Raw genomic sequence first — 21,976 nt, forward strand, 5'->3', positions numbered from 1 at the left:
TTTTTCAGTTTTTGTAAGCCCAATATACCTAATGTAGATTAGTATTTCAAGTGTAGAATTGTACTGTTGATTTTAAGAAGTATTTCTAATTTTTATTTCCTTTAATCCTTATCTCATTTGCTTTTTTAATATTATCAGCTGTTTTGGTTATTATTTGTATTAGATTGATTTTTATTTTATTGTTTGATGTTTTTATTTTGGTTGGAATGATTTTTAAAATAAAGTTTTCATCTATTAGAAATTCGGTTTTATTACTTTCCAGTACTTTTTCGTTTATTTGATAGAGTATTGGATTTTTATTCAAAGTCAAATATTTTTCTGTAAGGCTTTTTAATGTTATAAAGTTTGGTTTATAACCTGATTTCATTTCTACTAGAATCTTACCATCGTAGGCGGTTCCGTTTTTTTCAAAACTCTTCTTTTCTACTTTTAGCGTTTCTATTTTATCTGAATTTATAAAGTATAAGGATAATTGATTCCCTATAAAGTTTCCATTTACAAAAATTCCTATAGGACTTTGATTTAGATAGATACTTTTTGTGTTATTTATTACTCTTATTTCTGAATCGCTCGAATAAATTGGTTTATTATTGATTAGCTTTTGTTGTATATTTTGACTACATAAATTAAATACTTGTAGTATTATAACTAAAGTAAAAATGCTTCTTTTCATAGCTATTAGGTTGATGTTTATTCAAATATAAACCCTGTTTTTTAATTAGGTTTGCTATCTCTTGATTCTATTATTCTTATTTATAATATTCATATTGATAAGTTATAGTAAAAATTAAATCACTTTTTTTATATACATCTGCTTTTTTCAATAGCCCATTTTTAAGATAGAAATGTTTGTATAAATAATGGTCGTCTAATCCCATACAAGGGTCACTAAAATACGTATACTTACTTTTTATAGATCCATTTTTATTATATGAAATTTTTGTAATTAACTCATTGATATCTTCTCTTTTACTAAATTTGATGTCATTTAAAAGTTCAATTTCTTGGATATCTTTTTCTCTTTTTTCTATTAGTCTATTTGATGAATCGTAAGTGTAAATAATTGTATTTATTATGACATTGTTTTTATAATGAATTTCTTTGATTAGATTCTTTTTTTTGTCATATTCATATTCTACATAAGAGATATCTAACTTTTTATATTTTGTAGGTTTTGTTGTTTCAAATAGAAGGGTTTCGATAGTTTCTTTTTTCACTTTTTCAAAGCTAGTCCATGCTATCGTTTTTGTTTTTTGAATTATCTTTTTCTTATTGTCGTGATTTTTAGTTATTTGTTTTATTAGTTGTTTTTTAGAATTATAAAAGTTCTCAAACTTATTTTCTCCTTCCTGTGTTAATTGATTATTTTTATCAAATATATAAGGGATTGAGTCTATTTTTGTTGAATCTAATTTGTCGATATAAAGTGTAAGAATTTTATAATTGTTTTTGTTATATATATTTCTACGAATCATACCAAGTCGTCCCATATTCCATTCAATAGAGTTCCCTTTTCTATCGTATTTTTCTGTAATTGAGGTGCAACTTGAGTTTGAGCCTGAAAAACAATGTATTTCAAACGATTCTTTTACTTTGTTTTTTAAAATGAGATTCTTATTATTTTCAATTTGTGCAGAAATAGTTTGAATAAAACCTATCAAAATGAATACCTTTTTCATAACAGATTTTTGTATAAAATTATAATATGTTTTTAAAGTTAGTTTAAGTGCTTTTCATTTTCTACAATTCCTTACTCGATTTCATAATTTCCATTAGCCCATTTTGCTGATGGTTCTATCCATTCTTTTAATGGTTTGAATAGAAAACCATGTTTCATTCCCGTATGCAGCTCTATTTCTTTAAAATGTGCTATTTCGCATGTAGAATTTTGTTTTCGCTTGATGGCTGATTGCCCAAATGGATCTGTTTTTTCATAAATATTTAAAATATTTCCACAAAAGTTTATTTCTGGAATATTTTCTAAATCGCTATTTTGAAAACTTGCTACAAATACAAAATTCAATTTTGGATTATTTGCCAAGGTTGATACATACTGTGCTATATAGCCTCCTTTTGAAGTTCCTATAACTGTTATATGCTCTGGTTTAGCCCCATTTGTAACTAAACTGTCTATTTGATTAACAATCCTCGATGCATATTCCCTTGCATTTACATTGCCTTTTCTTTGTTCACTTATTACTGTTAATTTTCTTTTTTCGAATGCTGCTATTATTTCTTTGTATTCTGTTCTTCCATATTCTGGATGTGATTCTTCTAAATCGTGTTCTTCTAAAAATCGATTGTGTAAGAAGAATACATATTTTTTCTTCTTTTTTTCGAATAGTTTTATGGTATAATCTAAGAGTTCTGTTCCGCCGCTTTTTCCATGCCCTGGTATAACTACTTTTATATCTGTTAGTTCTTTTTTTAGTTTTTTTACACTTGTTGGCCATGCTGAGGTATTGGCATCTTCTAAGTTGCCTTTAGGTGCTTTTACTTGTTTTATAAAGCAGCCCCCAAACAATACTTTTTCTGACGGTACATAACCAACGATATTATCTTTTGTATGTCCTTCTCCATAGTATTTTGCTAGTATTGTTTTATTGCCTATTTGAAATTCTTTTTCTTTTTCAAAACCATTTTGTGGCAGTACTTTTTCGTTGTTTGCTCTGGCAAGTTCAATTGTTTGTTTGGTAGCATAAGACTTTATTCCTTTTGCATGAAATTGTTCTAAAGTTGCCAAACAGTCAATATGAAAATGCGTTGCTATTACTGCTGTAACTTTTCTCTTTCCTATCCAGTTTATTAGTTCTTCTGTAGCTTTTTTATTGGTTGGAGTGTCAAATATAATTGCTTCGTTTTCATTTAAATATATCATTCCATTGCACGGAACTGACCCCCAGCTTTCTGTTTCTAAGTATGATATATGCTGATAAACATTGTTGGCTACTTGTTTTATTTTTAATGTTTCTGATTCATAGTTTTTTGGCTCTTTTTTACATGAAGAAATAAAAAAGATTATAAGTAAAGTGAAAAGTAATTTCGATTTCATTTTGCTATCTTTTGTTTATAGCGAATATACTTAAAAAGCAGTTTTAATTGATTACTTTTTCGAGGTGCCATATTTTAGAAACTATTTGCCATCCTTCTTCTCCGTTTACAAATCCTAGGTGATCTACAAATACGTTTTTATGTGCTCTAATTCTTATTTTGACTGTTGCACATGCTGGTGATAACCAATCAATCATTAAAATTTCAGCTGTTAATTTTTGTCCTTTGCTCGCTGGCGATATTCTTTCTCCCACATCTTTGCTAAAACTTGCTATTGGTTCTACAAAAACTTTTTCTTCATCTACATCAAAAAGGCTGGAGTTTTTGTGAAATATTTGATTTAATTTTTTAGTGTCGCAATAATGAATTGCATTGAAATAGGTTTGTACTGCTTTTAGTAAGTTGTTTGTTGTATTGTTTTTTTGCTTCGACATAATTTTAATCTTTTTGTAAAATTAGTTTGAAAGTAGTGGTGTTTTGAATTTCGAAATTGAAGGTTTTTATTTCTTAACTGAATTTTTTTCAACTAAGCTTTAACCTCTAAATCGTTAACTTTGTGTGACATGGAAATCAAGTATTTTAGACTTATTAAAACAATTGTTGAAGAAGGTAGTATTGCCAATTCTGCTAATAAATTGTTTTTAACACAATCGGCTTTGAGTCATCAATTAAGAGAATTAGAGGAACGCTTAGGTTTTAAGGTTTTTCTTAGAAGTCGAAATAGATGGAAATTGACTGATGAAGGAGCTGAGCTATACAAATTAGGTAACGAAATCCTTGAAAGTATTGAAAATGGTTTTCGGAATATTGAGCAGTTAAGAATGGGATCTGTTGGTACCATTAAATTGAGTACTGAGTGTTATAGTTTTTATCAAGGTCTTCCTGTTTTTGTACAAAAAATGGGACTTCTATATCCTGAAATTACTATTGATTTAATTTTAGAAGCTACACATCAACCTATACCTAAAATTTTATCTAATGAAATTGATATTGCTATTGTTACCTCTAAACCTGAGAATGATACTTTATCGAGTATTGAAGTTTATGAAGATGAGGTTTTTGCTATTATGCATAAAGAAAACCCTTTTAGTAAAAAGGATTTTTTAGATATAAATGATTTCACTAATCTTCACTTAATTATTCATTCTTTTCCTTTAGAAACGGTTTCTGTTTATGAACGCTTTTTAAAACCAAATAAAATAATTCCTAAAAAGATTTCAGCGATTCCGTTAACAGAAGTTGCCTTGGAAATGGTTAATGCAAATATGGGAATATTATGCATGCCTCAATGGGCGGTTAAATCATTCAAAATTTCTGATGATTTGGTTTTTAAACGAATTAGCAAAAATGGCTTAAAAAGAAAGCACTATTTGGTTTTTCGTACAGCAGATACATCGAAGAAATTTATTCACGATTTTATATCGAATTTTCAAGATAGTTTTTCGAAGGGCTAAATATTCTCTGCTCGTAATTTTAATTCGTTATTCATTTGTTCAAAATTTGCTTTAGTATTTGTATCTAAACTTTTTGAAAATAAAGGAACCAATATTCCACTAAAGATTTCACTTTGTTCAAAATAAGTAGTTCCATTTCCGTTGTCTGTGAGTTTGAATTTATGCTCTCCATCAAAAAGCCCTTTAAACCAGAGACTACCAAGCCATTTTAATTCTAGGTTTTTATCCAATATTTTAATTACAGGGTTGAAAGTCATTCCAGATAGTTCCACATGAATTTTGTTTCCAACTTTTAAATCTCCCGAAATAGCTTTAATAAAGGAGTTCCATTTGGAGTAATTCTCAAAGTCCATAAGAATGTTCCAAACTTTCTCTTTGCTAGCGTTAATAGTAATTGAGGTTGTGATTTGCTTTGCCATATTGTTTGAATTATATAACAAAGCTAGATTGAAATTGAAGTGATGCTCTTGACAAAAATCAAGAATTTTTCTTGTTTCGTATTCTACTAAATGTTTCTGGTGACATTCCTAACATTGAAGCAAGATATTGTAAAGGAACTTGATTAAAAAGCTCCTTATTATTCTCAAAAAATTGATGGTAGCGTTCTTCTGCATTAAGAGATAAATGACTAAAAATTCTATCTTCTAATTGGATAAAACAACTTGCCATAAATTGCTTTTCTATTTCAGCCCAATTTGGAACTATATTATTCAAAAGAACATAATTTTCTTTATTTATGATGTATAGTTCACAGTCGGTTAATGCTTGTATATTCCACCTAGCTCTTTGTTTAAAATTAAAACTGTATAACTCTGTTAAGAAATGTCCTTTGGCAGCAATCCATTGTGTTACTTCTTTGTCATTAGCCTTAGCAAAAAGCCTAATATATCCACTTTTTACAAAACTTAGTTTTTCGCAGTATTGTCCTGATTTAGTATAATATTCTCCTTTTTTAAGCTCAGACTCGTTAAAAAGCGATGTTATTTTGTCTAAGTTTTGGTTTGTTATTCCAAAGTAGGATTTAATATAATTTTCTAGTTCGGTCAATTTTAAATGTTTTTGATTTGTCATTCTATATTATAGAACCAACTAAGCGTTGAGTTAGGCCATTTTTATTTATGACCCATAGTAATTCATAACCTCCAGCACCATCACTACAATTTTGGTAGATAAAGTAGGTGTTACCATTTTTATATTTGTTAATATTTGTATCACACTCAAATAAATCGAGAAATAAAACTTTATGAATTTCTATAATTTTGTTACTTATTGATGTATTTATTTTTTCAATTTCAACTTTAGGATAATTCCCGTCCGTTCCCCAAATTTTTCTTCCATCAATTTTTGTTACAAATTTCCCATCTCCATTATCAATATGGTTTTCCCTTTTAAATTTTCTAAATATGTACTCAAATTTTACTTCATTTTGATTAGCAGTAGGAAGGTTTTCGATTTTTTGTAATCTAGATTTATGAATGTAACCTCCTATCATTAAATCGTTAGTATCCTCAACACTAAATTTATCTTGAGGAATAAATACTTCAATCCAATCTTCTCCAATATCATTAAACCAAAAAGCTTCATTTTCCTTTAATTTGTATACTATTTTAGATTTTATACTTGTAGCCTTTCTAACATTTGTGAAACCATCTTTATCTTTAATTATTCCGATTTGCGAATAAGAAATGAAAGATGTTACACAAATTAAAAAGTTTATAATATTTTTCATTTTAGTTAGCAGTTATGATAATTGTTTTATAAAAAAAACTCAATATGTTCGTTTAGAAATTAATCTATTTTTCTAATTCTGTTTTATAAGTTAGATATATTATGAACATTTATTTTGTGTTTGTTTCTTTTCGATTTGTTTATTCATTTGGGTTACTAATAATTCAGTCTCTTTTTCAAGTTGTTCTAAATCATTTCCAGTTTTTTCTACAGTTGGTCCCAATGTATGAGTTAAAGTTATTTTCCAAATAGAATTAGATATTTCATCAATTTCTTTTTTCCAATTAGCAAACTTATTTTTCATAATATTTTTGGTTTATACAATTAAAAATATCAGATCAGCTATCAATAAGGTTTGAAGTACAAATAACAGTGTATTCATTTTCTTTTTATATCGATAAGTTATAAATATTGAAAGAATAACTAATAATGGAAGTACGAGTCCGGTTACTATTCTTAATGAATAAAACGATTTGTTATCTGAATTAGGCTGTTTATACCAGTTTACTTTTTTAAATATTTGAGAAACTGAATATTCTATTTCTTCATTTTCTTTTACCAATACAGCAAATTCTTCTGTAACAGAAAACTCGTGTTTATCTGTGCTTATTTTATATGAATAATGATAGTTTCCGCCTGCATTGTAATATTCTTCTAAGCTCTTTTGAATGTTAGCAATTTTGTCAGTTATAACTTTTCCTGGTAAAACAAAATCAGCTATGATTACAAGCGATATCAAAATAGATATAGTATATACTGTTAAGCGTAATTTATTCATTTTTTAAATATTGTTTAATAAATTTTTTAAAAGAGGATTATCCTAACCCTAATTTATTTTCTATATCAAGAGCTCTAATAACTTCACTTTTGTTTTTAATAAGTAATCTTAACCATTCAGCAAAATTTTTCACTTTATAATGTAGCTTTTTGTCATCCATACTATAATAAGCTAAAGACCATTCACCATTTTCTGAATTTTCAGAAGTTAACCAAACCCATGCTCCTCCGTTAGAGTCTTCAGACATTAGACTAAGTAATGTGTTTACTTTTAATTCTTTTTCTCCTATTAATTCAATTATTTCTCCTAATCCTTCTCTATATGTACTTAAGAAGCTTTTTTGTTTTATATCATCTATCGGGTTCGCATACAACCAATATGCTCCATTACCAAATTCTTTTAAAAAGAATTTATATGAAGGAGGTAATTTTAGTCCAAGATCGTTTTCTATTTTTTGAATTTCTGTATTGGTTAATTTAGGACCAATTTTTTCATGTAGTTTAGAATCTTCGATTAGTATTTTTATCAATTCTTGTATTTGAATTTCCATACCAACACTTTGTTCAGTATTTACTTTATTGTTTTTCAAAGTACAAGAACTTAAAAGAACGATATATAGTACTATATGTATGTATTTATTCATTTTCATAGTTTTTTATTGATGCTATTTAGTTCCTATTAAAGAAATCAATCCATTGGCAAGTGTACCTCTCCAATTAACATAATTATGTCCTCCTTTAAATTCATGATAATCTACTTGATACCCCTTTATTTCGAGAATATCTCGGAATTGTCTATTCATTCCTAGCATTGAAGCTCCTGCATCATAAAGTCCAACATCCATATAAAAACGAATAGGTAATTTTTTACTTTGTTTGTATAAATTTATTAGTTTTCCATTGTCTTCAGGATATATCCAATGGTTTTCATTTTTTGTCCCTTTAATCCAATATGAACCCGATTGCGAAAGTACATTACCAATAATGTTTGGATATCTTAAAGCAATATAACTAGCAGCAAAACCTCCTCTACTTGAACCTGCTAAAACTATGTTATTTGGTGTAGAATGAATATTGTATTTTGAACGTGTCCAAGGAATAAGTTCTTTCGCTATAAAATCTCCAAACTTTTCACTGATTAAATCTCTACTTCTTTTTCCCATTGCCCATACCAAAATAGTTACTGTTTGTGTAATTTTTTTGTCAGCAATAAGGTTGTCTATAATAGTTGAGGTAGGTATCCTTGATCTTCGATTTAACCTTGCTCCATATGATTCTCCATCAAAAACAATTAATAAATTGTGAGGCTTTTTAGCATCGTAATTTGCAGGTGTATGAATGGTTATTTTTCTTTCTTCGTTTAGATATTTACTTTTTATAGTAGTAGGAAGTAAAGTTCCTTTTTTTACATTTTCTCTTTCTGTAATATAAGATTGTTTTGGAGCATTTGGCATTTCGATTGTTCCGTCATAAGCATGCTCTACAGTTCTAGATTCAATTTCCCCGTTAGGTCCAGCTTTATCTAAATTAAAATAGTTAAAACCATAATTAAAACGAGCATCTTTAGGAACTCTCTGTGTAACAAAAAACAGATTGGTATTAGGTAGTTTTTGAAAACGTAAACCTAAGAAGTCTGGCCCTCCACTTAACATTACATATTCTGTGTTTTTATTAGGTACACAAAAATAAGTGACTAACATATGAGTTGTACTCCCTTTAATAGGTTCTATAATATGTTTTTGTTGGTGTTTAGCAATGAAAGCATCAATTGCTTTGTTATTGGTAAGTGAAGATTCCCACAAATTATATAAGGTTTCTGTAGGCAACTCCCTTTTAGCAATTCGTTTTGTATTGTCTTGAAGACTTAAAACCCGTTTAACTGTCAATGAGTATTTTCCTCTTTTTGCATTTTTATCTAATGAACGAATCACAAATTTATATATACCTGATTGATTGGCTGTAATATCAATTGGTTCGTCTCCGTTTGTGCCATTTGGACTATCGATTTGTTTTAAAAGCTCTCCGCTTGGTTTATATACATCTACAACAAGGTCTATTCCTTTTTGAGTTACTTTTCCTATAATGGCCATCCCATTATCTAATTGTGCAGTATAAATATGATTTTCGCCTGCTGAAATAGCTTTTTCTAGGGAAGTATTTACAACTAGTTCTTTTCCTTTTTGTGCTAAAATTGTATTCTGGAAGCTTATTAGAAATAATAAAAGCGTTAAGATTGTAAATTTAAAATGACTGTTCATTTATTCTTTTTTTGAGCGGTTTTGATTTATAGATAACGGTTTTGATTATAATTTGTTTTAAACTTTTATGTTATATTGTTACAATGTTTTTTGTTTCTAAAATAGGTTTGTTTAAAAAACGCAATAAAAGCTGTGCCACTGCTATGGTATCTCTTTCACAATAGTCAACAATACGAGATAAGTTTTTCTCTTTATAATATACGTTAGCTACTTCGCTTCCATCAATATCCTGTTTGGGTGATGGAATGTCTAAAATAGAAGTTAATAATTTTAGAGAAGTATAATGTTTATAATCACCAAACTTCCATAAATCTAAAGTATCTAAATGGGGAACTTCCCATGGTTTTTTACCAAATAAGTTTAGTTTTTTAGGTAATTCAATGCGATTGATTATCATCCTCCGAGCTATGTAAGGAAAATCAAATTCTTTTCCATTATGAGCACATAAAAGATGTTTGTTTAAATTAAAATGTTGATTAAGTAAGTTTTTAAAATTGGTTAATATTTTAACTTCATTATCACCATAAAAAGAAGTTACTCTAAACTGACTTTCATCTTTTTTGTCAACAAAATATCCAACAGAAATACATATTATTTTTCCAAACTCTGCCCATATACCAGCACGATGATAAAAATCTTCGGCACTGATTTCATCTTTTCGTTGGTATTGTGTTTTTAAAGCATATAACTCTTGTTTTTCTTCGGATAAATCAGAAAATAATTCTACTTCTGGAACAGTTTCAATATCTAAGAACAAGATATTTTGAAGATTAATTTTATTCAACATTTTTTCTTTTTATTAAAATATAAATACTCGTATTTTAAAGATAATTCTTCGTTTTTTTTGTGGAGATTTTATAAACTAAATAATATTAAAGAAGGGTTTTGTTTACAGGTTAGGAATTTCTTTTCTAAACTTATTAATAAAGACTTCTTTAGTTTTAGAAAATATTTCATCAAATAAAGGAATAAGTTTCATAGTAAACAATTTTTATAAAGATACAAAAAACAAAAAATTACAGCTTAATTTTTCTATTAACTATTTAAGCAAAGGTTTATTAAAGATTAAATGAATGTTAAGTTCAATAAGAGAGCGAACGATTTATAATTTTATGGTTACTTTTGGATAACACAATACAAATGATCTATGAATACGAATGATATTAAAATTTTATTAGTTGATGACGAACCTGATATTTTAGAAATAGTAGGTTATAACTTAAAATCAGAAGGCTATCAGGTTTTTACTGCCAGTAATGGTAATGAAGCTGTAAAGACTGCTAAAAAAATACATCCACATTTAATATTATTAGATATAATGATGCCAGAAATGGATGGTATTGAAGCGTGTGAAAAGATTAGAAATATTAAGCCGTTAGAAGATGTTATTATTTCTTTTTTAACAGCTAGAGGTGAAGATTATTCACAAGTAGCAGGTTTTGATGCTGGTGCTGACGATTATATTACCAAGCCAGTAAAACCAAAAGTTTTAGTAAGTAAGGTAAAATCGTTGTTAAGACGTTTGAAAACAGAAGAATCTGTTGATACAACAACTAAGATTGGAGATATTATTATTAATAGAGATGAGTATGTTGTGTTTAAAGGAGATAAAAAAATAGCTTTACCAAGAAAAGAATTTGAATTATTCTCATTATTAACATCTAAACCAGGAAAGGTATTTAAAAGAGAAGTTATTTTAGATAGCGTTTGGGGTAATGAAGTTGTAGTAGGAGGACGTACAATTGATGTTCATATTAGAAAACTTAGAGAGAAAATCGGCGATGATTACTTTAAAACTGTAAAAGGAGTTGGTTATAAATTTGTTTTGGAAGGAGCAGAAAAATAAATTAAACTTTAAAATATTTATATAGATTGCTTAATTGGCAATCTATTTTTTTATAATGAAAAAAATTAAAAAAACATACAAATACGCACTTTGGTCGTCATTATATTCTACGATTATTTCAGTCGTTATAGCATTACTTTCTTATTTGTTCTTAATTAATTTATTAGGAATAGGTACTGTGCTTGTTTTTGGTGTTGTAATGTTTATTATATCATTTTTTATTATCCAATACCGAGCTGAATATTTTATTTATCAACGTGTTAAAAAGTTATATCAGGACATTTCCATTTTAGATGTAAATGATTTGGAAAGGAAAAAAGTAACAACCGATGTTGAAGCACTTACAAAAAGTGTTCAAAAATATGTTGAAGGTAAGAGTGAGGAAATAGCATTGTTAACTCAAAGAGATTCTTTTCGTAGAGATTTCTTAGGGAATGTTGCTCACGAGTTAAAAACACCTCTTTTTACTGTTCAAGGATATATTTTAACCTTAATTGAAGGAGCTGCTGAAGATGAAGAAATTCGTACAAAGTATTTAAACAGAGCGAATAAAGGTGTTGAAAGATTAACTTCTATTATCAAAGATTTAGACATGATTGCTAAATTAGAAACTGAAGGAATGAAAATGAATATTGAAACATTTAATATTCTTGAGCTGATTCAAAATGTTTTTGATTTATTTGAGATGAAAGCAAAAAAGAGAAACATAACTTTAATGTTTGATCGAATTTATGAATTTCCTCATTTTGTAAAAGGTGATGTAGAACGTATAGAGCAGGTTTTAATTAATTTAATTGTAAATTCTATAAAATACGGAAAAGTTGGAGGTGCAACTACAGTTAGTATAGAAACATACAATCCTAATAAGTTTATTATTAAAATTTCCGATAATGGAGAAGGTATAAAACAAGAACATGTTTCTCGTTTATTTGAGCGTTTTTATCGTGTAGATCAAAGTCGTTCAAGAGAACAAGGTGGTTCTGGTTTAGGATTGTCTATTGTAAAGCATATTATTGAAGCTCATAATGAGACAATTTTATTAAAAAGTGATTTTGGTAAAGGATCAGAATTTTCTTTTACTTTAGAAAAAGCAATGTAAAAAAGAAGGAGTTGATTTTTCAACTCCTTCTTTTTTTATTTATACTAGATCGAATCCAATATCTTTTCGATAATTAATTTTATCGAAAGTTATTTTATCAATATTCTTATATGATTTTTTTAGGGCATCTTCAATAGAATCACCAAAAGAGGTAATTGCCATTACTCTTCCTCCATTTGTTACCACTTCTCCATCTTTTACAGTTGTTCCTGCATGAAAAACAATTGAATCATCAATAGTATCAAAACCTGTAATAGTTTTTCCTTTTTCGTAAGCTTCAGGATACCCACCAGAAACTAGCATTACTGTAGTTGCAGTTTGCGGTGTTACTTCGTATGATTTCTCATTTAAAGTCTGATTGGCAACTCCTTCAAATAAATCGACTAAGTCCGATTCTATTCTTGGTAAAACTACTTCTGTTTCTGGATCCCCCATACGAACATTGTATTCAACTACTGAAGGATTTCCATTATCGTTCATTAATCCAATAAAAATAAATCCTCGGTAATCTATTCCTTCTTTCTGTAAACCATTTATTGTTGGTTTTACGACTAGTTCTTCTACTTTTTGAAGGAAATCATCAGTAGCAAAAGGAACTGGGGAAATAGCACCCATTCCGCCTGTATTTAAACCTGTATCTCCTTCTCCAATTCTTTTATAGTCTTTTGCAGAAGGTAATATTTTATAACTCTTACCATCTGTTAAAACAAATACAGAAAGTTCTATTCCTTTTAAAAACTCTTCAATAACTACCGTTGATGACGCTTCTCCAAATTTTTGATTTGAAAGCATTTCTTCAAGTTCCGATTTTGCTTCTTCTAAATTGTTTAAAATTAAAACACCTTTACCAGCAGCTAAACCATCGGCTTTTAGTACATATGGAGGCGTTAAGGTTTCTAAAAAGCTTTTTCCTTGCGCCAAAGTATCACTTGTAAACGATTCATATTTAGCAGTTGGAACATTGTGCTTAATCATGAATTGCTTAGAGAAGTCTTTACTTCCTTCTAATAAGGCACCGTCTTTTTTAGGACCAATTACAGGGATGTTTTTCAAATCATCATCAGCTAAGAAGAAATCATGAACACCTGCTACTAATGGTGCTTCTGGACCTACCACAACCATATTAATATTGTGTTGTAATACTGTTTCTTTTACTTGCTGAAAATTGGTTGGATTGATATTGATATTTGTAGCTATTGAGTTTGTTCCTGCATTACCAGGTGCTACAAATAAGTTTTGAATTTTATTACTTTCAGAAAGCTTCTTTGCAAAGGCGTGCTCTCTACCACCTGATCCTAAAATTAGAATGTTCATTTTATGTGTTGTTGTGTTGTTGTTGCAAATATAGAATAAGAAAAAAGGCTATTTGAAAAAATAGCCTTTTAATTGTTTAAAATATTTGTTCTAATATTTTTTGTGTAATTGCATATGTTGGTGTTACTCCGCTCATTCCTAAACCACCCGAAGCTAGTGTTGCACCAGTTTCTAATGGGTTATCCGAAGCATAGTATGCATATCTTACTTTGATATCTTCTCTAACGTTTCCTCTAATTTTTGAAGCCGATTGAATTGCTTTTTGATAGTGAGCTCCTTCCATTTCTAATCCAATTACATTCCATGTAGAATCGTGGAAGAATTTTAACAAGTCTTTGTTTTGTAATGATGTTCCTAGCACACTTACCATAGCTCCATCAAATACTTGTACTCCAAACCCTTCTAAATCTTCTTTGGTTAATTCGTTATTAAAAGGATAATTGTCGGCAGTACCTTCAAAAATATGAGAAGAAGGAATCATAATATCTCCTTTACCTCCTTCTAAAATACCAGCTTTACCCATTATAGAAACAGAAACTACATCTAAATGAACAGATTTATCTCCTATTTTATATGGTTTTAATAACTCGTCCATTGTTTCATATGCTTGCTCTCCAAATGCATAATCCATTACAATGATTACTGGTTTTTCTCCAACAGAGTTCTTCTTTTCAAAAGAAGTAGTGTCAAAGTTTATTTTTTCAGTATCAATAACTTGAACATTAATGTTTGTTCCAGATGTATCTTTAATATATATCAACCCATTTTCTGAAGCATAGTTTTTAACTGCTTTTTGTAGTGGTTGACTGTTAGCATTACTCAATACTTCAAAAAGTTCAAAACCTTTATGTTTTTTAACTTCATCAGGTAAGGCATTTTGAGCATAAATACTATTCATAACACTGTGCATGTTTGCACTAATAATATGAATAGGACGCTCTAATAAATCATTATCTACTAAAACTTTTTTAATGCTGTTTGCCCAAATTTCTCCATAAAAATGGTGTCCTATTTCTTCAATTAATACTGAACTGAATTTTACCGAACGCTTTTGTTCGTATAATTCTTCATTGATAGCGAGTTTTCCTAACCAGTAAATTAAATGGAAAAATCTATTAGGGTTTTCTTCTGTTGAAAAAGTATTGTAAACATCATATACCTCGTCATAAGTTCTACCTAAGATGTTTCCTAGATGTACAACAATTACATCTTTTTCTTCATCGGTAAGTGTTTTGTTATTTAAAACAATGTCTTCTAATTGAAGCCATTCTCTAATAAAACTTTCACCGTTATTAATAATTACACGATCTTTTATTTTATGAGATTCAATAAATAAAAAGGTAAGATGTGTAAGTATATCATAAATTTCAGAACGACCACGAGTAATTTCAATATTCATTTGATCCTTGTCAATACGATAACAATTTCTTCTTCTCTTTGGAGGAACTATTGCTTTGAATTTTGAATTTCTATACCCTTCATCTGCAGTTAAGTAGATGTATTGACATTCTTCAATACCTTCAGGTAATCGCTCAATAATATAAACCAAACCATTTAATTCGGTTTTGTTTTCAGCGATTGATCCATAAATTTCAGGACGTAATTGTAATAAGGATTTACGTAACGTTTCTCCAGAAACTCCCATTGGCTTATAAAATCCACGACTAAATAAATGACGCATTGAAATGTATAACTTTTCTATGGCATTTGTAGATTCTTGAGCTCTGGTACGTTCTTTATGATTAGGTTTTGACATATATTTTTTTAAAAGGCAAAGATACAAATTATGTAATGCATATTATTTTGTTAAAATACCGCTATATTTTTGCTGGTTTTTTAACAAATTAACTGCGTTTTTAATAGTAGGATCATTGTTTAGTTGGTGCTTAAACATTCCTTCCTGATAGGTGTATCTTTTTATTATTTCGTTTTGAATTTTGTTTGATAAAAGATCTTCGTTTACAGCGATTTTTTGAACTTTCTCTTTTTTTAATTTTTTAAGAATAGCATTGTATTCTGATGAAAGTTTCTCCTCATTTTCTACTGATGAATAAGCTTTTTTGAAAAGTTTTTCACTCTTTGTTACAAAAGCAGTGTCTTGTGTAAGTAAATAGTTTTTAAAGGTATTAAAATCGGCAGATTTAAAAGTATAGTTTTCTGTAGAGAAACTAGGATTTTTATAAGTGAAATCTGTCACGAAATTAAATATAGCTTTCGATTTTAAAAGTTTTTTTGTTTCCTCAGATTTTTCAGATATATCGATGCGAATATCTGGAGTTACTCCACCACCATCGTATACTTTACGTCCATTTTTTGTAGTAAATGTGTTTACAGGACCGTCGGAAAATTTTGGAACTTTTCCTGTTTTAGAATCTCTATTAGCATAATCTAATTCTTGTATACAACGACCACTAGGAGTGTAATATTTAGAAATAGTTGCTTTCATTTGCGTTCCATAGTTCAAGTTAAAATAACGTTGTACTAAACCTTTACCAAATGAACGTTCTCCCATAATTACCGCACGATCATAATCTTGTAATGCTCCTGATACAATTTCTGAAGCAGACGCAGAACGATCGTTTATTAAAACAACGATTGGAATTTGTGCGTCTAAAGGCTCTCTACTAGTTTTATAAGTTCTACTGTTTTTCTTAATTTTTCCGCGAGTATCTACAACTTTTAAACCTTTTGGAATAAATAAATTTGTAATGTTTACTGCATCAAATAAAGAACCTCCAGGATTACTACGTAAGTCAAAAACTAATTTTTTCATTCCTCTATCTTTTAACTCATTAAAAGCATCTTTAACTCCTTGTGTAGCTTTTTGACTTGTAAATCTGGTTAAAATAATGTAGCCTGTTTCCTCATCAATCATGTCATAAAAAGGAACTGGATTTACAATAACTTTATCTAGTTTTAAATTAACCGTTTGATTCTTATTATTTCTATTAACAATTAAAGAAAGTTCTTTGTCTGGAGTTCCTTTCAACAGTTGTGAGTATTGACTTTTTTCTAAATCAGCTAATTTTTGACCATTGACATCGGTAATAATGTCTCCAGCTTTCATACCTGCTTTGTCTGCCGAAAAACCTTTATATATTTCAGCAATTACGATTCCTTGTTTTGTGTAAAAAGTAGAAACGCCAATACCTCCATACTCTCCTTCTCTGCGAATACGGGCATCTTCTACATCTTGTTCGTTATAAAAATTAGTATAAGGATCTAAGTTTTTTAAGGTGTTTTTAATAGCCTTATCGGTTAAATCACCAGGGTTAATTTCATCAATATAATTGATGTTTAATTCCTTAAACAAATTGTTGTAAATTTCTATTTGCTTAGCAATCTCAAAAAAGCGAGACTGAAACGAGAATAAAAATGAAATAACAATTAGGGAACCAAAAAAAAGTATTTTTTTATTTTTCATCTTTGGTAATTTCTTCTGTAAAAAGCGTTAATAACTTCTTCATTTTATGCTCAATATCGGCATATTTCCATTCATCTCTTGCAATATAAGAAATCATAAACACATAAGGCTTATCTATTCCGTTGTAAACAGTATGTTTTTCTTTTCGATAAATTTCTCTTAACAAGCGTTTTATTCGGTTTCTGTCTACAGCTTTTTTAAAGTTTCTTTTAGGAACCGATACACCTACTTGTGCAGGGAATTTTGAAGTATGTTCCGTTTGTATATAAACCATTCGAAGAGGAAATACTTTTATCGCTTTTCCCTCTTCATAAAGTTTTCCTAATAACTTTTTACTCTTTAATCGTTCTTGCTGTCCTAATGTAAATCTCATCTAATACAAACATACGTAAACCTGTACTAATAACCATTTTTTTGAGTATTTTTGAGTCTATACTATTAAATAAAACTAGGATAATTAATTTATCAATCATCAACACATACAAAATCAGTATTTAACGTAAAAAAAACTTATGAAACCAGATTTATTTCAAGCACCTGATTATTATCAAGCTGATGATTTGTTAACTGACGAACATAAACTTGTTCGTGATACTGCCCGTGAATGGGTAAAGAAAAATTTATCTCCAATTATTGAAGAGACGGCACAAAACGCAACTTTTCCAACTCAATTAGTTAGTGGATTAGCTGAAGTTGGAGCTTTTGGTTCCTATATACCTGAAGAATATGGAGGAGCAGGATTAGACCAAATTTCTTATGGGTTAATTATGCAAGAATTAGAGCGTGGAGATAGTGGTATTAGATCCACGGCCTCGGTTCAATCTTCTTTAGTAATGGGCCCTATTTTTAATTATGGAACAGAAGCACAGCGTCAAAAATATTTACCAAAATTAGCATCTGGTGAATGGATGGGAAGTTTTGGATTAACCGAGCCTAATCATGGATCAAATCCAGGAGGAATGGAAACTAAATTTAAAGACATGGGCGACCATTATTTATTAAATGGAGCTAAAATGTGGATTTCTAATGCTCCTATTTGTGATGTAGCTGTAGTTTGGGCGAAAAATGAAGAAGGACGTATTCATGGTTTAATTGTTGAAAGAGGAATGGAAGGTTTTTCAACTCCTGAAACTCATAATAAATGGTCACTAAGAGCTTCTATTACTGGAGAGCTTATTTTTGATAATGTTAAAGTTCCTAAAGAAAATTTATTACCCAACAAATCTGGTTTAGGTGCACCGTTGTTGTGTTTAGATTCTGCTCGTTACGGAATTGCTTGGGGTGCTATAGGTGCTGCAATGGATTGTTATGATACCGCTTTACGTTATGCTAAAGAGCGCACTCAGTTTGGTAAGCCAATTGGACAGTTTCAACTGCAACAAAAGAAATTGGCTGAGATGATTACCGAAATAACCAAAGCACAATTACTAACATGGAGATTAGGAGTTTTAAAAAATGAAGGACGTGCTACTTCTGCTCAAATATCTATGGCAAAACGAAATAATGTAGAAATGGCTTTACAAATAGCTAGAGAAGCAAGACAAGTTTTGGGGGCTATGGGAATTTCTGGGGAGTATTCTATTATGAGACACTCAATGAATTTAGAAAGTGTAATTACTTATGAAGGAACCCACGATGTTCATTTACTAATTACAGGTTTAGATATTACAGGATTAAATGCCTTTAAATAGTAAGAAGAAGTGCTCTTGAGTTAAACCACCAACACATCAAAAACGAGCACTTCTTCTAAATCAACTATTAAAAACTAAAAATACAACCCGTAACTACTTCTTTTTTTTCTCACCACCATTTACGAGAATTAAGAGAGTAGTAATTAATCCTACACAAACAACTCCAAATACTGCGATCATAATTGTGCCGTTTGTCCAAGAAACTAAAGGAGTATTAATCAATTGTATCATTTTATTTACTTTAATACCCCAAAAGTAGTTGTATGTATTTATTTAAAATATGATTTTTATCAGGGTTTGAAGTAAATTGTGAAAAAGTGCAATTTATGTTATGCTTATTCTTTAAACTTCGTGCTTAAACCATCTATACTTACTTGGTTGCGGTCTTTCCAGTATTGCTCAATACCGTTTTTACCTTTTTCGTCTGCCCAATCTAGTAACTGATTTCTCTCTTCTTTATATTCATAAAAAGGAATAGACATCCCACATGATGTTTGAACGCTTTCAATAGTTACATCAAAAATTTGTCGCGTTCCAGAGAGCTTTGGAAATAATGAAATTAATGAAGCCCATTCAGTGTCATCTGGTAAAATTTCTTTAGCTTTTCCATATAAACGCAGAATATTAGGAGCTCCTTCAAAAGCACAAAACATAATAGTAATTCTATTGTCTTCTAGTAAGTGTGCTGAGGTTTCATTACCACTACCTGTTACACTTAACCAGGCAACTCTATTTTCGTTTAGTACACGGAAAGAGTCCATTCCTTTTGGAGATAAATTAATGCGCCCATTTTTTGGTGCTGTAGCTACAAAAAAGACTTTTTGTGCTTCTATAAATTTCTGAATTCTAGAGTTTATTTTGTCATAAAACTTTGCCATATGCTTTATTTTTTAATCAATCCAATCTTTAGTGCGTTCTACAGCTTTTTGCCATTTTTTATATAATCTTTCTCTTTTTTCTAAAGTGAAGTTGGGAGAGAATATATTATTGATTTTTCTCCTGTTTAAAATATCCTCTTGTTTCCATAAACCAACACAAATACCTGCTAAATAAGCAGCGCCCATTACGGTAGTTTCGATAATTTCTGGTCGTTCAACTTTTGTGTTTAAAATATCCGATTGAAATTGCATTAGATAATTGTTCGCACATGCGCCACCATCTACTTTTAAAGAAGTTAATTCGATAGCGCTATCTTTTTGCATTACATCTAATGTGTCTTTTGTTTGATAAGCAAGAGCATCGAGAGTTGCTTTTATTAAATGATTTTTACCAGTATCTCTAGTCAAACCAAAAATAGCACCTCTAGCATACATATCCCAGTAAGGAGCTCCCAAGCCAGCAAAAGCAGGAACAACATATACTGGGTTTTCATCTTCTATACTTTTTGCGAAAGACTCACTTTCTTCAGCGTTATTTATAATTTGTAAACCATCACGTAACCATTGTATAGCTGATCCAGCTACAAAAACACTTCCTTCAAGGGCATAGTTTATTTTATTATCAATTCCCCATGCAATTGTAGTTAATAAGCCGTTTTTAGAAAACTCTAAGTTTTCTCCAGTATTCATCAACATAAAGCAGCCTGTACCATAGGTGTTTTTTGCTTCACCTTTATGAAAACAAGCTTGTCCAAATAAAGCAGCCTGTTGATCGCCAGCAATTCCAGCAATTGGAATTTGATGACCTTCTAATTCATAATTTCCAAAGTGAAATGAAGAAGGTTTTACTTCAGGGAGCATAGAATTTGGAATATCTAATTCTTGTAATAATTTATCATCCCAGCATAAATTTTTAATATCATAAAGCATCGTGCGAGAAGCATTGCTATAATCTGTTGCATGGACTTTTCCTTTTGTTAAGTTCCATAACAACCATGTATCAATAGTTCCAAATAATAAGTTTCCTTTTTCTGCTTCTATTTTTGCTCCTTTTACATTATTTAGTATCCAGTTAATTTTTGTAGCAGAAAAATAACTGTCAATTACTAATCCAGTGGTTTTACGAACATGGTTTTCTAGTCCCTTTCCTTTTAAAGACTCACAAATATTTGCAGTTCTTTTATCTTGCCAAACGATAGCATTATATATAGGTTTTCCTGTGTTTTTGTCCCATACTACAGTTGTTTCTCTCTGATTTGTAATACCAATTCCAGCAATTTCATTTGGGGGTATATTTGCTTTTTGAATAACATTTTTTAGAGTAGAAAGTTGCGTAGTTAAAATTTCTTCTGCATCATGTTCTACCCATCCTGATTGTGGAAATATTTGCGAAAATTCTTGTTGATCTATTCCAATAATTTCTCCAGATTCATTAATGATAACAGAACGAGAACTTGTAGTGCCTTGGTCTAATGCTAGAATATACTTTGCCATTTAACAATTTTGATGAGTAATTTAAAATAGCAATTTACAATTTAAAGTTTGGGAAATAAAAAACCTCCCTGATAATTTTATCAGGAAGGTTTTTATCCCTTAGTTAGTTACTACTAGTGTCTTAAAGCATAGCTAGCTCCTTTACCAAGTTCTGATAAAGATGATAAAAATGCATTTAAAATCTCAGTAGCTTTTTGTAAAAATTTCCCCATTTTTTACTGGTTTTTAATAATTCCCCTTAATGTTTTGTTCAAAAGAACATTACAAATGTAAGTCAGGTATTTTGTTTTATAAAGGGGATAACCGCAAAGTAAGATGTGAATTTCCGTATGTAAGTTATTGGTAGTTAGTTTTTTAATCAAAAAAAAACCTTCCAGATGTGCCTAGAAGGTTTAATTTCCCCTTTAAATATCATTTTCCGTTATGAATCGAAATTTGATGTTACAAATGTATAACAGCTTTAGGATTATAAAAAGGGGATTAACGAATTAAAAATTGTGGATTTCCGCAATTGATAAAACTTTTAAAATATATGTTTTTATAATAAAAAAACCTTCCAGACACATCTAGAAGGTTTAGTTTTCCCCTTAAAAATCGTTTTTCAATTACGAGTTGAAATTCGATATAACAAATATACAAGAGATTTTTATTTATTTGAAAGAGAATGATATAATAAAAGAAAGATTTAAGGTAAGTTTATGATTTTTTTGAAAAAATTAACCATAAAAAAACCTTCCAGATTTTTTATCTAGAAGGTTTAGTTTTTTCCCCTTAAATATCGGTTTTCACTATGAGTTGAAATTCGATGTTACAAATGTATGATGGTTTAGTTTTTGTAAAAAGGGGATTTATGCAGTGTTTAGTGTGGATTTCCGCAAAAGTTTATTTTTTGTAAAACTCTTTTTTACATAGGCTTATTATATAAAAAAACCTTCCAGATTTTTTATCTAGAAGGTTTAGTT

22 protein-coding genes and 1 pseudogene are annotated in these 21,976 nt (G+C 29.5%); 4 read left to right on the forward strand and 19 right to left on the reverse strand.

Translation table 11 applies throughout. From position 1 onward, the window contains the following. Nucleotides 1–85: 85 nt before the first annotated feature. The 4 genes and pseudogenes from F7018_RS01170 to F7018_RS01185 form a co-directional block, all read right to left on the reverse strand. Entirely contained in the window at nucleotides 86–673 is a 588-nt protein-coding gene (locus tag F7018_RS01170) for a hypothetical protein (RefSeq protein ID WP_150898144.1), read from the reverse strand. 76 nt (nucleotides 674–749) lie between these two features. Then, a complete protein-coding gene (locus F7018_RS01175) occupies nucleotides 750–1,679 on the reverse strand; it encodes a hypothetical protein (RefSeq protein ID WP_150898145.1) in 930 nt (309 codons plus the stop codon). A 650-nt stretch (nucleotides 1,680–2,329) separates the two neighbouring features. Next, nucleotides 2,330–3,052, reverse strand: a pseudogene (gene bla, locus F7018_RS18715) (subclass B1 metallo-beta-lactamase); the annotation flags it as partial. 43 nt (nucleotides 3,053–3,095) lie between these two features. Beyond that, nucleotides 3,096–3,485 (reverse strand): nuclear transport factor 2 family protein, encoded by a 390-nt coding sequence (locus tag F7018_RS01185; protein ID WP_150898147.1) that lies wholly within the window; start codon nucleotides 3,483–3,485, stop codon nucleotides 3,096–3,098. Nucleotides 3,486–3,614: 129 nt separating this feature from the next. Here F7018_RS01185 and F7018_RS01190 point away from each other — a divergent pair, with 129 nt between their 5' ends. Next, on the forward strand, nucleotides 3,615–4,505 hold the full coding sequence (locus tag F7018_RS01190; protein WP_150898148.1) for a LysR family transcriptional regulator: 891 nt from the start codon (nucleotides 3,615–3,617) through the stop codon (nucleotides 4,503–4,505). Here the strand turns inward: F7018_RS01190 and F7018_RS01195 are convergent. From F7018_RS01195 to F7018_RS01230, 8 genes are all read right to left on the reverse strand, one after another. Then, the gene (locus tag F7018_RS01195; protein ID WP_150898149.1) at nucleotides 4,502–4,924 is read right to left on the reverse strand and encodes an SRPBCC domain-containing protein; all 423 of its coding nucleotides are present in this window, start codon (nucleotides 4,922–4,924) and stop codon (nucleotides 4,502–4,504) included. The genes F7018_RS01190 and F7018_RS01195 overlap by 4 nt on opposite strands. A gap of 58 nt (nucleotides 4,925–4,982) precedes the next feature. After that, on the reverse strand, nucleotides 4,983–5,552 hold the full coding sequence (locus tag F7018_RS01200) for a Crp/Fnr family transcriptional regulator (RefSeq protein WP_150898150.1): 570 nt from the start codon (nucleotides 5,550–5,552) through the stop codon (nucleotides 4,983–4,985). A 25-nt stretch (nucleotides 5,553–5,577) separates the two neighbouring features. Continuing rightward, a complete protein-coding gene (locus tag F7018_RS01205) occupies nucleotides 5,578–6,234 on the reverse strand; it encodes a hypothetical protein (RefSeq protein WP_150898151.1) in 657 nt (218 codons plus the stop codon). 99 nt (nucleotides 6,235–6,333) lie between these two features. Continuing rightward, entirely contained in the window at nucleotides 6,334–6,537 is a 204-nt protein-coding gene (locus tag F7018_RS01210) for a hypothetical protein (RefSeq protein ID WP_150898152.1), read from the reverse strand. 12 nt (nucleotides 6,538–6,549) lie between these two features. Next, nucleotides 6,550–7,011, reverse strand: a complete 462-nt coding sequence (locus F7018_RS01215; RefSeq protein WP_150898153.1) for a hypothetical protein — start codon at nucleotides 7,009–7,011, stop codon at nucleotides 6,550–6,552. 37 nt (nucleotides 7,012–7,048) lie between these two features. Continuing rightward, the gene (locus F7018_RS01220; protein ID WP_175578602.1) at nucleotides 7,049–7,654 is read right to left on the reverse strand and encodes an SMI1/KNR4 family protein; all 606 of its coding nucleotides are present in this window, start codon (nucleotides 7,652–7,654) and stop codon (nucleotides 7,049–7,051) included. Nucleotides 7,655–7,675: 21 nt separating this feature from the next. Next, the gene (locus tag F7018_RS01225; RefSeq protein ID WP_150898155.1) at nucleotides 7,676–9,268 is read right to left on the reverse strand and encodes an alpha/beta hydrolase; all 1,593 of its coding nucleotides are present in this window, start codon (nucleotides 9,266–9,268) and stop codon (nucleotides 7,676–7,678) included. 70 nt (nucleotides 9,269–9,338) lie between these two features. After that, on the reverse strand, nucleotides 9,339–10,055 hold the full coding sequence (locus F7018_RS01230; protein ID WP_150898156.1) for a 3'-5' exonuclease: 717 nt from the start codon (nucleotides 10,053–10,055) through the stop codon (nucleotides 9,339–9,341). Nucleotides 10,056–10,415: 360 nt separating this feature from the next. Between F7018_RS01230 and F7018_RS01235 the strand changes: the two genes are divergently transcribed. Both F7018_RS01235 and F7018_RS01240 read left to right on the forward strand, forming a co-directional pair. Next, a complete protein-coding gene (locus F7018_RS01235; RefSeq protein WP_150898157.1) occupies nucleotides 10,416–11,114 on the forward strand; it encodes a response regulator transcription factor in 699 nt (232 codons plus the stop codon). A gap of 55 nt (nucleotides 11,115–11,169) precedes the next feature. Continuing rightward, nucleotides 11,170–12,213, forward strand: coding sequence for a sensor histidine kinase (locus tag F7018_RS01240; RefSeq protein ID WP_150898158.1), 1,044 nt, complete (start codon nucleotides 11,170–11,172; stop codon nucleotides 12,211–12,213). Nucleotides 12,214–12,252: 39 nt separating this feature from the next. Here the strand turns inward: F7018_RS01240 and purD are convergent, their stop codons facing one another. The 4 genes from purD to rnpA form a co-directional block, all read right to left on the reverse strand. Next, a complete protein-coding gene (gene purD, locus F7018_RS01245; protein WP_150898159.1) occupies nucleotides 12,253–13,527 on the reverse strand; it encodes a phosphoribosylamine--glycine ligase in 1,275 nt (424 codons plus the stop codon). A gap of 76 nt (nucleotides 13,528–13,603) precedes the next feature. Further along, the gene (locus F7018_RS01250) at nucleotides 13,604–15,283 is read right to left on the reverse strand and encodes a DUF6909 family protein (protein WP_150898160.1); all 1,680 of its coding nucleotides are present in this window, start codon (nucleotides 15,281–15,283) and stop codon (nucleotides 13,604–13,606) included. A 42-nt stretch (nucleotides 15,284–15,325) separates the two neighbouring features. Then, nucleotides 15,326–16,951, reverse strand: a complete 1,626-nt coding sequence (locus F7018_RS01255; RefSeq protein ID WP_150898161.1) for a S41 family peptidase — start codon at nucleotides 16,949–16,951, stop codon at nucleotides 15,326–15,328. Beyond that, a complete protein-coding gene (gene rnpA, locus F7018_RS01260; protein ID WP_150898162.1) occupies nucleotides 16,941–17,324 on the reverse strand; it encodes a ribonuclease P protein component in 384 nt (127 codons plus the stop codon). Before rnpA ends, F7018_RS01255 begins: the two co-directional genes overlap by 11 nt. A 139-nt stretch (nucleotides 17,325–17,463) precedes the next feature. Between rnpA and F7018_RS01265 the strand changes: the two genes are divergently transcribed. Then, complete coding sequence (locus F7018_RS01265) at nucleotides 17,464–18,642, forward strand: acyl-CoA dehydrogenase family protein (protein ID WP_150898163.1); 1,179 nt, start codon at nucleotides 17,464–17,466, stop codon at nucleotides 18,640–18,642. Nucleotides 18,643–18,735: 93 nt separating this feature from the next. Here the strand turns inward: F7018_RS01265 and F7018_RS18235 are convergent, their stop codons facing one another. The 3 genes from F7018_RS18235 to glpK all read right to left on the reverse strand — a co-directional run bounded on the left by F7018_RS18235 (nucleotide 18,736) and on the right by glpK (nucleotide 21,014). Beyond that, nucleotides 18,736–18,873 carry a hypothetical protein gene (locus F7018_RS18235; RefSeq protein WP_175578591.1) on the reverse strand — a complete coding sequence of 46 codons (138 nt, stop codon included), beginning with the start codon at nucleotides 18,871–18,873 and terminating at the stop codon, nucleotides 18,736–18,738. 104 nt (nucleotides 18,874–18,977) lie between these two features. Beyond that, on the reverse strand, nucleotides 18,978–19,520 hold the full coding sequence (locus tag F7018_RS01270; RefSeq protein ID WP_150898164.1) for a pyridoxamine 5'-phosphate oxidase family protein: 543 nt from the start codon (nucleotides 19,518–19,520) through the stop codon (nucleotides 18,978–18,980). A 12-nt stretch (nucleotides 19,521–19,532) separates the two neighbouring features. Beyond that, the gene (gene glpK, locus F7018_RS01275) at nucleotides 19,533–21,014 is read right to left on the reverse strand and encodes a glycerol kinase GlpK (RefSeq protein ID WP_150898165.1); all 1,482 of its coding nucleotides are present in this window, start codon (nucleotides 21,012–21,014) and stop codon (nucleotides 19,533–19,535) included. Between the last annotated feature and the right edge of the window lie 962 nt (nucleotides 21,015–21,976).

It is taken from the genome of Tenacibaculum aiptasiae (assembly GCF_008806755.1).
In the GTDB taxonomy this organism is placed as follows: Bacteria; Bacteroidota; Bacteroidia; order Flavobacteriales; family Flavobacteriaceae; genus Polaribacter; species Polaribacter aiptasiae.

What these genes read in the sequence shown, in the direction of transcription:
- F7018_RS01170 (WP_150898144.1), bottom strand. Translation starts at nt 673, where the DNA reads ATGAAAAGAAGCATTTTTACTTTAGTTATAATACTACAAGTATTTAAT.
- F7018_RS01175 (WP_150898145.1), bottom strand. Translation starts at nt 1,679, where the DNA reads ATGAAAAAGGTATTCATTTTGATAGGTTTTATTCAAACTATTTCTGCA.
- F7018_RS01185 (WP_150898147.1), bottom strand. Translation starts at nt 3,485, where the DNA reads ATGTCGAAGCAAAAAAACAATACAACAAACAACTTACTAAAAGCAGTA.
- F7018_RS01190 (WP_150898148.1), top strand. Translation starts at nt 3,615, where the DNA reads ATGGAAATCAAGTATTTTAGACTTATTAAAACAATTGTTGAAGAAGGT.
- F7018_RS01195 (WP_150898149.1), bottom strand. Translation starts at nt 4,924, where the DNA reads ATGGCAAAGCAAATCACAACCTCAATTACTATTAACGCTAGCAAAGAG.
- F7018_RS01205 (WP_150898151.1), bottom strand. Translation starts at nt 6,234, where the DNA reads ATGAAAAATATTATAAACTTTTTAATTTGTGTAACATCTTTCATTTCT.
- F7018_RS01210 (WP_150898152.1), bottom strand. Translation starts at nt 6,537, where the DNA reads ATGAAAAATAAGTTTGCTAATTGGAAAAAAGAAATTGATGAAATATCT.
- F7018_RS01215 (WP_150898153.1), bottom strand. Translation starts at nt 7,011, where the DNA reads ATGAATAAATTACGCTTAACAGTATATACTATATCTATTTTGATATCG.
- F7018_RS01220 (WP_175578602.1), bottom strand. Translation starts at nt 7,654, where the DNA reads ATGAATAAATACATACATATAGTACTATATATCGTTCTTTTAAGTTCT.
- F7018_RS01225 (WP_150898155.1), bottom strand. Translation starts at nt 9,268, where the DNA reads ATGAACAGTCATTTTAAATTTACAATCTTAACGCTTTTATTATTTCTA.
- F7018_RS01230 (WP_150898156.1), bottom strand. Translation starts at nt 10,055, where the DNA reads ATGTTGAATAAAATTAATCTTCAAAATATCTTGTTCTTAGATATTGAA.
- F7018_RS01235 (WP_150898157.1), top strand. Translation starts at nt 10,416, where the DNA reads ATGAATACGAATGATATTAAAATTTTATTAGTTGATGACGAACCTGAT.
- F7018_RS01240 (WP_150898158.1), top strand. Translation starts at nt 11,170, where the DNA reads ATGAAAAAAATTAAAAAAACATACAAATACGCACTTTGGTCGTCATTA.
- purD (WP_150898159.1), bottom strand. Translation starts at nt 13,527, where the DNA reads ATGAACATTCTAATTTTAGGATCAGGTGGTAGAGAGCACGCCTTTGCA.
- F7018_RS01250 (WP_150898160.1), bottom strand. Translation starts at nt 15,283, where the DNA reads ATGTCAAAACCTAATCATAAAGAACGTACCAGAGCTCAAGAATCTACA.
- F7018_RS01255 (WP_150898161.1), bottom strand. Translation starts at nt 16,951, where the DNA reads ATGAAAAATAAAAAAATACTTTTTTTTGGTTCCCTAATTGTTATTTCA.
- rnpA (WP_150898162.1), bottom strand. Translation starts at nt 17,324, where the DNA reads ATGAGATTTACATTAGGACAGCAAGAACGATTAAAGAGTAAAAAGTTA.
- F7018_RS01265 (WP_150898163.1), top strand. Translation starts at nt 17,464, where the DNA reads ATGAAACCAGATTTATTTCAAGCACCTGATTATTATCAAGCTGATGAT.
- F7018_RS18235 (WP_175578591.1), bottom strand. Translation starts at nt 18,873, where the DNA reads ATGATACAATTGATTAATACTCCTTTAGTTTCTTGGACAAACGGCACA.
- F7018_RS01270 (WP_150898164.1), bottom strand. Translation starts at nt 19,520, where the DNA reads ATGGCAAAGTTTTATGACAAAATAAACTCTAGAATTCAGAAATTTATA.
- glpK (WP_150898165.1), bottom strand. Translation starts at nt 21,014, where the DNA reads ATGGCAAAGTATATTCTAGCATTAGACCAAGGCACTACAAGTTCTCGT.